Genomic DNA, 10,206 nt, shown 5'->3' with positions numbered 1-10,206 from the left:
CATCGCGAGCAGCGGCATCGTGGCGAGGACGCCGTCGACGCGGCCTCGGTTGCCGGGGTGGGTGGAGTCGGTGACCCAGGCGTTGAACGCGGCGTCGTTGGCGGCCGCGCCGAGGACACTCATCACGCAGTCGAGCAGGATGATGACCGCGATCGCGACCGTCACGGCGTCGACCATCGGGAGCAGCGCCGCGGCGGCATCGACGCTCACCAGCCCGAATGCTGCGGTGCAGGCACCCCACAGGACGTAGCCGCCGGCGATCAGCTCGCGACGCCGCCCGCTGCGGTCCGACGCCGCGCCGGCGAGCAGCGTCGCCACGGTCGCGGCGAGAGCGCTGGCGGCGACCAGCGTCGCCAGCGCCATCGGAGAGTCGGTGATCGTGTCGTAGACGAACACGTTCAGGTACATGTTCTCGACCGTCCAGGCCAGCTGGCCGGTCAGGCCCAGGACGACGACCCACGTCCAGAGGCGACGGTCCGCCGGGTGCTCGTTCATGAGCCGGACTGTAGTGGCGTCGATCACGTCTGCGGCGGATCGGGGCCGCGAGATATTGACAACGTGATTGCATTGAGGATTGTTGACGATCTGTGCGACGCTCGTCACCTCGGTCTCGACGAGGAGGCGCACATGCCCTGGCCCTTCATCCCCCGGCTCCGCCCGCAGCGACCACGCGGTGTGGCCGTCACCGTGGCGGCCCTGCTCACTGCCGCAACGCTTGCCCCTGTCGCCGTCGCCACGGCCGCCCCTGCCGTCGGGGGCGGTGGCAGATCCGCCCACGCCGGGGTCACCCCCGACGGCCTCGCCCGGCTCAAGGCCCTGGCTCCCGTCATGGGCTGCGCGGAAGTGGCCGAGCTCGACCTGACCGGGGTGACCGACGCCCCTGTGGACATCACCTCAGCGACAGTCGTGTCCGCCGGCACCCCGGCGCCGTACTGCGAGGTCCGCGGCACCATCGCCCCGGCCGACACGATCGTCGTCCGGCTCCCGGTCGAGGGCTGGACGCAGCGCTACGTCCAGACCGGCTGCGGCGGTCTCTGCGGCAACGCCACCATCAACTACGGCCAGGCCGCGGGCTGCCCGGTCCTCGCCGACGGGTCGGTCGCGAGCGCGACCACCGACATGGGGCACCAGGGGCAGAACGACGGCTCCTGGGCGGCCGGCAACCCGCAGGCCCAGATCGACTTCGCCTACCGCGGCGTCCACGTGACGGCTCAGACCGCGAAGGCGATCATCCGCGCCTTCTACGGCCGTCGCCCGGCCTACTCCTACTTCACCGGCTGCTCCGACGGCGGCCGTGAGGGGTTGATGGAGGCCCAGCGCTATCCCGACGACTTCGACGGGATCGCCGCCGGTGCGCCGGCCAACAACATGGCCGTCCAGAACACCTTCCACCACGCATGGAACGTCCTCGCCAACAAGGACGAGGACGGACGCTTCATCCTCCTCGCCGACAAGCTGCCGCTGGTCCACTCCGCGGTGATGGCCCGGTGCGACCGCCGCGACGGCGTCGCCGACGGCGTCCTCGACGACCCGCGCGCGTGCGACTTCGACCCGGCCGTCCTTCGGTGCCGACCCGGCCAGGACACGGCGACATGCCTGTCGACGGCGCAGGTGCGGGTCGTTCGCAGGTTGCACGAGGGCGCGACCGACTCCCGTGGTCGTCGTCTCGAACCTGAGATCTCCCACGAGTGGGGCTCGGAGCTCGAGTGGACGCTGTTCGTCCCAGCCAGTCAGGGGCAGACGCCGATGAGCGAGAACTTCGCCCTGTCCTACCTGCGCTACCTCGCCGAGCCGAACGACCCTCGGCCGGACTTCGAGCTCGAGGACATCGAGTTCACCGTGCCGTCGTTCTGGCGAACCGTGCAGTCCTCGAGCTACATGTCAGCGCTCGACCCCGACCTGTCCGCCTTCCGGCGCGGCGGCGGCAAGCTCCTGCTCTGGCACGGCTGGAACGACCAGCACATCTCTCCGCAGTCCACGCTGGCCTACTACGACGCCGTGCAGGACACCCTCGGCGCACGGCGTACGGCGTCGTTCTCGCGGCTGTTCCTCTTCCCCGGGCTCGCGCACTGCAGCGACGGGGCCGGGCCCAACACCTTCGACGTGCTCACCCCGGTGATGGCGTGGGTCGAGAGCGGACGTGCTCCCCGCTCGATCGCCGCCTCGCGGACGGCGGACGGGTCCACCCGGACGCGTCCCGTCTTCCCGTACCCGACGGTGGCGCGGTACGACGGGACGGGCAGCACCGACGAGGCGCGCAACTTCGTGCCGGTCACTCCACGCCGCCAGCCCGGACCGGGCTACCGCTGGGTCGGTGAGCGGCTCTACTCGTCCGACTACCAGACCTGGTGCCGGGCCGTGGACGGGAGGCTCGTCTGCCGTCCGTCCCGCACGTGGCTCACCCGGCGCGGTGACCTGGCCAGGTGACCGACCGGTGGTGCTGCCTCGCTTCCCCTGGGTGAGGCGGCACCACCGATATGATCGACGTCGATGCCGGCGGCAGCTCAGCAGCCGGCGCGAGTGCTTCCCGGGGAGGGCACGCATGGCCGCGACCGAGGGGCGTCCCACGAGCGATCCGCGCGTGGTCACCGACGCCATCCGCGCCGCGATCCTGAGCGCGGAGTTCGCCCCGGGCCAGCGCCTCGTCGAGGCTGACCTGTCCGAGCAGTTCCGCGCGAGCCGGTCGGCCGTGCGTGCCGCGCTGTTCAGCCTGGCGACCGAGGGCCTCGTCGAGCGGATCGCCAACCGGGGCGCACGTGTCCGGGTGGTCTCGCTGGAGGAGGCGACCGAGATCTACGAGGTGCGCATGGTCGTGGAGGCGCTGTGCGCCGCGAAGGCGGCCGAGAGGATCGACGACGCCGACGTCGCGATGCTGCAGCAGATCGGCACCGAGATGCGAGCTGCGGTCACCTCAGGAGACGTGTTCGGCTACTCCGCGCTCAACCAGCGGCTCCACCGCGCCCTGCGCGACCTGAGCGGGCAGAAGACCGCAGCGGACGTCCTCGACCGACTCCGCGGGCAGCTCGTACGCCACCAGTTCCGGCTGGCGACCCAACCCGGGCGCCCGCAGGTCTCGCTCGACGAGCACCTGCAGATCATCGACTCCGTCTGTGCCCGCGACCCCGACGCGGCCGCCATCGCGGTTCGTCGGCACCTCGAGAGCGTCATGGCGGCGATGCGCAAGGCGGCGGAAGCCACGGCCGCCGCCGTCTGACCGCAGGCCCGCGCTGCCCTTCGCTTCCGGCTAGGCGAGCGGCGGGGTGCCGTGGGTGTGGAAGCTCTCGATGGTCTTGAGTCCCCACGCCTGGCCCTTCGCCCGCTCCGCCTCCGTCCACGTGACCAGCGGCCAGTCGGGGGCGAGGACGAGGCGGGTGAGCGGGTTGCAGAGCTCGATGCGGTTGCCGCCCGGCTCGTAGACGTAGAGGAAGAACGTCTGCTGGATGGCGTGCTTGTGCGGGCCCGTCTCGATGAAGACACCGTTGTCGAGACACAGATCGGCGGCGCGAAGGATGTCCTCGCGGGTGTCGGTCGCGAAGGCGACGTGGTGCAGACGCCCCGACGACCCGGACCAGTCCTCCGTGTAGACGAGGTCGTACGACTTGTTGGTGAAGGTCAACCAGCGTGCTGCGACGGTGCCCGAGTCCAGCACGATCTGCTCGGTCGGACGCCCCCCGAGCGTGTGCTCGACGAACTCGACGTTCGGCAGCACCGAGGCCGCCAGGAAGTTGACGTGGTCGAGACGACGCACGCCGACGCCCTGGCGCGGCTTCGCCTGCGGCTGGTTCTTGAGGCCCGGCCGGAGGTCGTCCGGTGCGTCGTACCACGCGGTCTCGTAGTACAGCGCGATCTCGTGGCCGTCGGGATCGGTCGTCACGTACGTCGGTCCGGTGCCCGCGCGTCCGTCGGTCCAGCGGCCGTCGCGCCCGCTCTCCTCGATCGCGCGGACTCGACGGCGCAGCGCCTCGTCGCTCGACGCCCGCAGTGCGGTACGCCGGATCCCCGCGGTCTCGTGCGCCGTGACGACGACGCTCGTGAGCTCGTAGTCGTCAAAGGTCCGCAGGAGGACGGACCCCTCCTCGCGCCCGGCCTCGGTCATGCCCAGGATCTCGGTGAAGAACCAGACGGTCCCGTCCACGTCCGGGGTGAGCAGCTCAACGTGGCCGAGGTGGGCGATGTCGCCGAGGGGTGGGGGCATGGTGGCTCCTTCGGGCAGGGGGTCAGAGACGAGCGGGGCCGGGGAAGACGGTGCCGTCGAGCAGCATGCGGGCCGTCCGCACCACGGACGTCCGGCTGACGCGGGGTGTGTCGCCGGCAGTTTCGTCCACGTCGAGAGCGAGGTCGAGGAAGCCCGTCGGGTGCTCGAGGCGGACACGCCCCCCGGGCCTGGCCGCGAGGTCGTACGCGACCGTGCCGGGTAGTGCGGCGGCCGCGGCGATGGAGGCGCCGCCGAGCACGCCGATCGCCTCGTGGACACGGTGCGGGATGAAGCTCCGGGTGCGCAGCGAACCGCCCTCCTCGGGTGAGGAGACGAGGACGATCTTGGGGACGGTCGACGTCTCGAGATCGGTCGAGAGCCCCATCGCCGCCGACGCGGCGGCCCTGACGAGATGGACGCGCTCCCGCAGCGCGTCGTCGGCCTCGAGCTCGTCGGGCGGCTCGCCCCCGGTGATGCCCAGGTCACCGGCACGGACGACGACCGTGGGCATCCCGTTGTCGATGCACGTGACGTCGAGGCCGGCGAGCCGATCGATGACGGCGCCCGTCGGGAGGAGGGGGGCGGACGGCGGGGCGAGCTCGATGTCGACGGGGGCGGCGGTTCCCGGGACGCCGGCGAGGTCGGTGTCCCCCTCGTACGTCACGGTGCCCCCCGGCGTCCGCACGTGCAGGGTGGCCCGTCCGCCGGTGTTGAGCATCCGGACCCGGACGGGGGTGACGCCACCGTAGGCCCCGACGAGGCCGCGCTCGACCGCGAACGGTCCGACCGCGGCGAGCATGTTTCCGCAGGTCTGGGAGTCGGAGACGACCGGCTTGTCGACGACGACCTGGAGGAAGAGGTAGTCGACGTCGACGTCGGGCTCGGACGAGGTGGAGACGACGGCCACCTTGCTCGTGAGTGGGTGGGCGCCGCCGACGCCGTCGATCTGACGACGGTCGGGGCTGCCCATGACGCGCAGCAACAGGTCGTCACGGTCCGCGCCGCTGGGCGGGAGGTCGTCGGCCAGGAACACCGCCCCCTTGGAGGTGCCGCCCCGCATCAACGCGCACCGGACGCCGTCCGAGGTCACTGCCGGCCCTGGGCGTCGCGGACGGTGTCGTACGGGCGGTACTCGACGCCGAGCCGTGCCAGCACGTCGCGCAGACCGTACCGGTCGAGACCGAGCTGGCCGGCGCGGAACGCCTCGCGGGTCGCCGCCTCCTTCTCGACCCGAGCCTGACACGCCTCGAGGGTCGCCTCGACGTCGCCGAGCGGGACCCGCACGACACCGTCGTCGTCGGCGACCACCACGTCGCCGGGGCAGATCATCTGGTCGGCGATGGTCACCGGGACGTTCACCGAGCCGGCCGTCGCCTTGACCGTGCCTTCGGCACTGACGTGGCGCGACCAGGCGCCGAAGCCCATGGCGCGCAGCTCGGCGGTGTCGCGCACGCCCGAGTCGATCACCACGGCGACGGTCCCTCGGTGCGCGAGCGCGGTGGCGAACAGCTCGCCGAACATCCCGTGGGTCGACGGCGCAGCCGTGGCGACGACGAGCACATCACCGTCACCGCACTGCTCGACCGCGGCGTGGATCATGAGATTGTCACCCGGCCAGCACACGGCGGTCACCGCGCCGCCGGCGACGGTCAGGCCCTGCTGGATGGGTCGCACGTCGGGACCGAGGCTGCCGGTGCGCCCCATCGCCTCGTGGACCGTCGCCACGCCGTACTCGCGCAGCCGTGCCACGGCCGCGGGGTCCGGGCGTGGTGGTGAGGTGACGACGACCGGCGTCATGCCAGTTCACCGGTCACCTGCGGGTAGGGCCGCATGTAGGCCTCGCCGTACGTGGTGCTCGCCAGACCAAGGTTGGGACCGGCGTTGCGCCGCAGCTGGACCCCTCGCCGGGTGGCGAGATCGGTGTAGTAGTCCCAGAGGTGCTGCTGGGCCGCCAGGCACTCCATCGCGGCACGCTTGGTGTCGAAGACCTCGGTGATGTCGAGGAGGACCTCGGGCCGGAAGCCGGACATCTCTGGCTGGTGCGGCTCGAAGAAGAAGACCGGCGGGGCGCCCAAGGGCTCACCGGCGGCGGGGTAGCCGGCCGCCTGTGCGAGCACGCGGGCGTCCAGCGCCATCCGGGCCGCAGCCGGGTGGTCGACGTTGTAGGGGTCCTCGAGGGGATGGGTGAGGACGACGTCGGGCTGCACCTCCCGGTAGAGGCCCACGAGGTCGTCGACGAGCTCGGGCCGAGCCACGAGGGGATAGTCGCCCGCGTCGAAGAAGCGCACGGTCGCCCCCAGGACGGAAGCCGCCTCCTCCGCCTCGGCACGCCGTACCGCCTTGATCTCCTCCAGCGAACGCCCCTCGCGCCACGCTCGGGCGGACTCTCCCCGCTCGCCGAAGGTGAGGCAGGCGATCGTCACCTGCTGGCCCCGCGAGGCGGCGAGCGCGATCGCACCTCCCGCCCGCCACACGAAGTCGCCCGCGTGCGCGGTGACGACGAGAGTGGATCGAGTGCCCGCCGACTCCTCGACTGCAGAGCTCACGGAAGCATCTCCTCCAGGTCGGGCTGCTTGCTGATGAGCTCGTCCTGCTCGGCCAGGTCCGCGAGCTTCTGGACGGAGTCCTCGTCTATCTCCGCGGACCAGCGGGGGAGCATGACGGCCTTGCCGATCGCCGGGTCGATCTCGGTGTAGGTGCCGAGGACGGTGCGGACCTCGTCCGGGTGAGCCTGGGCGTACTCGAGCGACTTCTCCATCGCGGTACGGAACTTCTTGACGACCTCGGGGTTCTTCTCGGCGTACCCCTTCGACGCGAAGTACATGCCCACCTCGAGGTTGGGGTCGGTGGCGGCGTAGTTCGAGACGACCTGCCGGTCGCCCTGCTGGGTGGTGATGGTGAGGAAGGGTTCGACGACCTGCCCGGCGTCGACCGTCCCCTTGGAGACCGCCGCCGCGATGTCGGGGAACGGCAGCTCGATGTAGTCGATCGACGAGGGGTCGCCGCCGTCCTGCCGAACCGCCTCGTTGATGGTCGTGGTGTTGATGTTCTTCAGGGTGTTGACGGCGACCTTCTTGCCGGCGAGGTCGGCGGCGGTCTGGATGTTGCTGTCCTTGGAGACGATGACGGCGCCGAAGTCCTTGCCCGCCTCGCCGGTCGAGGAGACTCCCGCGCTGACTACCTCGAGCGGGAGGCCCTGGGTGTTCGCGAGCAGGAGGGAGATCGTGTTGCTGAAGCCGAACTGGAACTCGTCGCTCACGACCCCGGGGACGATCGCGGCTCCGCCCTGCGCCGTCTTGAGGGTGAGATCGAGGCCCTCGTCCTCGAAGAAGCCCTGGTCGATACCGAGATAGATGGGTGCGACGTCGACGATCGGGATCACACCCACGGTGACGGCGGTGGTGCCGTCCTCGCCTGCCGACGAGTCGTCACCGCCGCAGGCGGTGAGTGCGAGCATCACCGCCGCCACCACGGCGAGGAGCCGGAGCGGGCGCGGAGCGCGGGGGGTGGGCGACCTGTGCATGGGGTCTCCTCGGGGGTCGGGCGGTCGTGCCGGGCGACGGATGCCTCGGGTGAGGTGCCAGGCACGCTACCGATATTGTGAACAATTGTGAAGACGAAATAGCAGACAAGGGTAGAGACCCCTGAGGAGCGCTAGCGTCTGCCCATGAGTCCTTTGCGCCGCACGCTCCCCGTCGCCACCGCTCTCGTCCTCGGCCTGACCGGTGCCGCCCTCGGCTCCTCGGCGAGTGCCGCCCCGGCCGCCCGGCCCCCCGTCGTCGGGCAGCCTGGCGGGTCCTGGGCCGGTGACCCCTACTTCCCGGCCATGGGCGCGACGGGATACGACGCGCTGACCTACCACCTCGACCTCGACTACGACCCGGTCGACGCGACGAGCGGCACCCTGGACGCGACCGCCCAGCTCACGCTTCGGCCCACCACGACGCTGTCGTCGTTCAACCTCGATCTGCGCGGGCTCGACGTCTCGTCGGTCAGCGTCAACGGTCGACGCGCCGGCTTCACCCACGAGGACGGCGAGCTGACGGTGACGCCGCGGCGACCGTTGCGCAAGCACGTCCGGGCGGTCGTGCGCATCTCGTACGGCGGGACGACCGGGCGTCCGGTCGACGCCGAGGGCTCCCTGTACGGGTGGGTCTCGACCGCCGACGGTGCGATGGTCGTCAACGAGCCCGATGGCGCCCCGACGTGGTTCCCGGTCAACGACGACCCCAACGACAAGGCGATCTACACGTTCAGCATCACGGTGCCCAAGGGCAAGGCAGCCGTCGCCAACGGCGTCCAGATCGGCAAGCCGAAGACGCGTGCCGGGCGCACGACCTACCGGTGGTTCGAGTCGAGCCCGATGGCCAGCTACCTCACTACGGCGACGATCGGCGACTTCGACATCACGACCACCCGCGGCCCTCGCGGCATCCCGATCATCAACGCGATCGATCGCGACGTGACGCCGGCCAACCGCGCCACCAGCGAGGCGTCGCTGGCCAAGCAGGCCGACATGATCGCGTTCTTCAGCGACCACTTCGGGCGCTACCCCTTCGCGTCGGCCGGCGCGATCGTCGACGACGACTCGGTCGGCTACGCGCTCGAGACCCAGTCGCGCGCGATCTACTCCCGCTCGGCGAGCGAGGGCACGGTGGCGCACGAGATCGCCCACCAGTGGTACGGCAACGCGGTCTCGCCCCACCGTTGGTCCGACATCTGGCTCAACGAGGGGTTCGCGACCTACGCCGCGTGGATGTGGGGCGAGCACACCGGCGGTCGTACGGTCGAGGCGCGCGCGGCCGCGGTCTACGCGACCCCGGCGACCTCCGGTCTCTGGACGACGGTGATGGCAGACCCGGGCCCGCTGAACCTGTTCGCCGGAGCCGTCTACGACCGGGGAGCGCTGACGCTGCACGAGCTGAAGCAGAAGATCGGCGACGACGCCTTCGCCAGGCTTCTGAAGGCATGGGCGCGTGACTCCCGCTACGGCAACGCGACGACGAGCGACCTGGTCGCGCTGGCGGAGTCGATCTCGGGCCAGGACCTGAGCGCGTTCTTCGATACCTGGGCCTACACGCCGGAGAAGCCCACCACCTGGTGACGCCGGGCACCTCCGCAGGAGGGGCGAGAGGGCGTTGTCACAGACGGGCCTGCTGTCAGGTCACTACGTCGAGGGCAACGCCCTCCGTCAACCGAGCCAGAGAGGTGCAGTCATGAAGGTCACCATCATCGGTGGAACCGGCCTGATCGGATCCAAGATCGTCGAGAGGCTCCGGGCACACGGCCACGAGGCCGTCCCCGCCGCGCTCCAGACGGGCGTCAACACACTCACCAACGAAGGCGTCGACGCCGCGCTCGTCGGCGCCGACGTGGTCGTCGACGTCTCCAACTCGCCGTCGTTCGCCGACGACGACGTCATGAGCTTCTTCGTCACCTCGACGACCAACCTCGTCGGGGCTGCGAAGCGGGCGGGGGTGGGGCACTACGTCGCGCTGTCCGTCGTCGGCGACGACCGCCTTCCCGCGAGCGGCTACCTGCGTGCCAAGGTCGCGCAGGAGAAGCTCATCCAGGAGTCGGGCATCCCGTACTCGATCGTCCGTGCGACCCAGTTCTTCGAGTTCGTCCCGGCCATCGCGGATGCGTCGACGGTCGATGGCGTGATCCACCTCCCACCGGCGCACTTCCAGCCGATGGCCGCGGACGACGTCGCCGCGACCGTCGGTCGTACGGCGGTCGGACCACCCGTGGAGGGCGTCCGCGAGATCGGCGGCCCGGAGAAGGTGCGGATGAGCGAGTTCATCTCCGACGCGCTCCAGCAGACCGGGGACGACCGTGAGGTCGTCGCCGACGAGCACGCGACCTACTTCGGCACCGAGGTCGCCGACGACAGCCTCGTCCCGGCCGACGGTGCCGAGCTGGGCGCCACCACCTACCGCGCCTGGGCCGACGCTCGCAGCGTCTCGGCCTGAGACGCAGAAGGACGCCGGTGACCAGACGCGCTCCGGTCA

At 70.8% G+C, this 10,206-nt stretch carries 10 protein-coding genes; 4 read left to right on the top strand and 6 right to left on the bottom strand.

The features are described 5' to 3' along the window. Nucleotides 1–495 (bottom strand): MFS transporter (locus PV363_RS12530; protein ID WP_301022481.1); only part of this gene is annotated, 495 nt, incomplete at its 3' end. A 132-nt stretch (nt 496–627) separates the two neighbouring features. Between PV363_RS12530 and PV363_RS12525 the strand changes: the two genes are divergently transcribed. Both PV363_RS12525 and PV363_RS12520 read left to right on the top strand, forming a co-directional pair. Then, nucleotides 628–2,427 (top strand): tannase/feruloyl esterase family alpha/beta hydrolase, encoded by a 1,800-nt coding sequence (locus tag PV363_RS12525; RefSeq protein WP_220365531.1) that lies wholly within the window; start codon nt 628–630, stop codon nt 2,425–2,427. A 115-nt stretch (nt 2,428–2,542) separates the two neighbouring features. Continuing rightward, nucleotides 2,543–3,214: a GntR family transcriptional regulator gene (locus PV363_RS12520; RefSeq protein WP_301022480.1), complete on the top strand. Its 672-nt coding sequence runs from the start codon at nt 2,543–2,545 to the stop codon at nt 3,212–3,214. A 30-nt stretch (nt 3,215–3,244) separates the two neighbouring features. Here PV363_RS12520 and PV363_RS12515 read toward each other — a convergent pair whose 3' ends face one another. The 5 genes from PV363_RS12515 to PV363_RS12495 are packed head-to-tail and all read right to left on the bottom strand — an operon-like array spanning nt 3,245 to nt 7,718. Next, nucleotides 3,245–4,195, bottom strand: coding sequence for a VOC family protein (locus PV363_RS12515; RefSeq protein ID WP_220341033.1), 951 nt, complete (start codon nt 4,193–4,195; stop codon nt 3,245–3,247). 22 nt (nt 4,196–4,217) lie between these two features. Beyond that, nucleotides 4,218–5,255 (bottom strand): 4-oxalomesaconate tautomerase, encoded by a 1,038-nt coding sequence (locus tag PV363_RS12510; protein WP_301022479.1) that lies wholly within the window; start codon nt 5,253–5,255, stop codon nt 4,218–4,220. A gap of 26 nt (nt 5,256–5,281) precedes the next feature. Then, nucleotides 5,282–5,992 (bottom strand): 4-carboxy-4-hydroxy-2-oxoadipate aldolase/oxaloacetate decarboxylase, encoded by a 711-nt coding sequence (locus PV363_RS12505; RefSeq protein ID WP_301022478.1) that lies wholly within the window; start codon nt 5,990–5,992, stop codon nt 5,282–5,284. Further along, complete coding sequence (locus tag PV363_RS12500; protein WP_301022477.1) at nt 5,989–6,741, bottom strand: PIG-L deacetylase family protein; 753 nt, start codon at nt 6,739–6,741, stop codon at nt 5,989–5,991. Before PV363_RS12500 ends, PV363_RS12505 begins: the two co-directional genes overlap by 4 nt. Beyond that, entirely contained in the window at nt 6,738–7,718 is a 981-nt protein-coding gene (locus PV363_RS12495) for an ABC transporter substrate-binding protein (RefSeq protein ID WP_220341036.1), read from the bottom strand. Before PV363_RS12495 ends, PV363_RS12500 begins: the two co-directional genes overlap by 4 nt. 144 nt (nt 7,719–7,862) lie before the next feature. On the opposite strand from PV363_RS12495, the gene PV363_RS12490 reads away from it, so the two are divergent. Further along, a complete protein-coding gene (locus PV363_RS12490; RefSeq protein WP_301022476.1) occupies nt 7,863–9,299 on the top strand; it encodes a M1 family metallopeptidase in 1,437 nt (478 codons plus the stop codon). 112 nt (nt 9,300–9,411) lie between these two features. Next, entirely contained in the window at nt 9,412–10,167 is a 756-nt protein-coding gene (locus tag PV363_RS12485; protein WP_220341038.1) for an SDR family oxidoreductase, read from the top strand. Nucleotides 10,168–10,206: the final 39 nt, after the last annotated feature.

Origin of the sequence: Mumia sp., assembly GCF_028803055.1 — a bacterium.
Taxonomy (GTDB): domain Bacteria; phylum Actinomycetota; class Actinomycetes; order Propionibacteriales; family Nocardioidaceae; genus Mumia.
The sequence above is the reverse complement of the archived record's forward strand: the minus strand, read 5'-3'. Positions and strand labels throughout refer to the sequence as shown.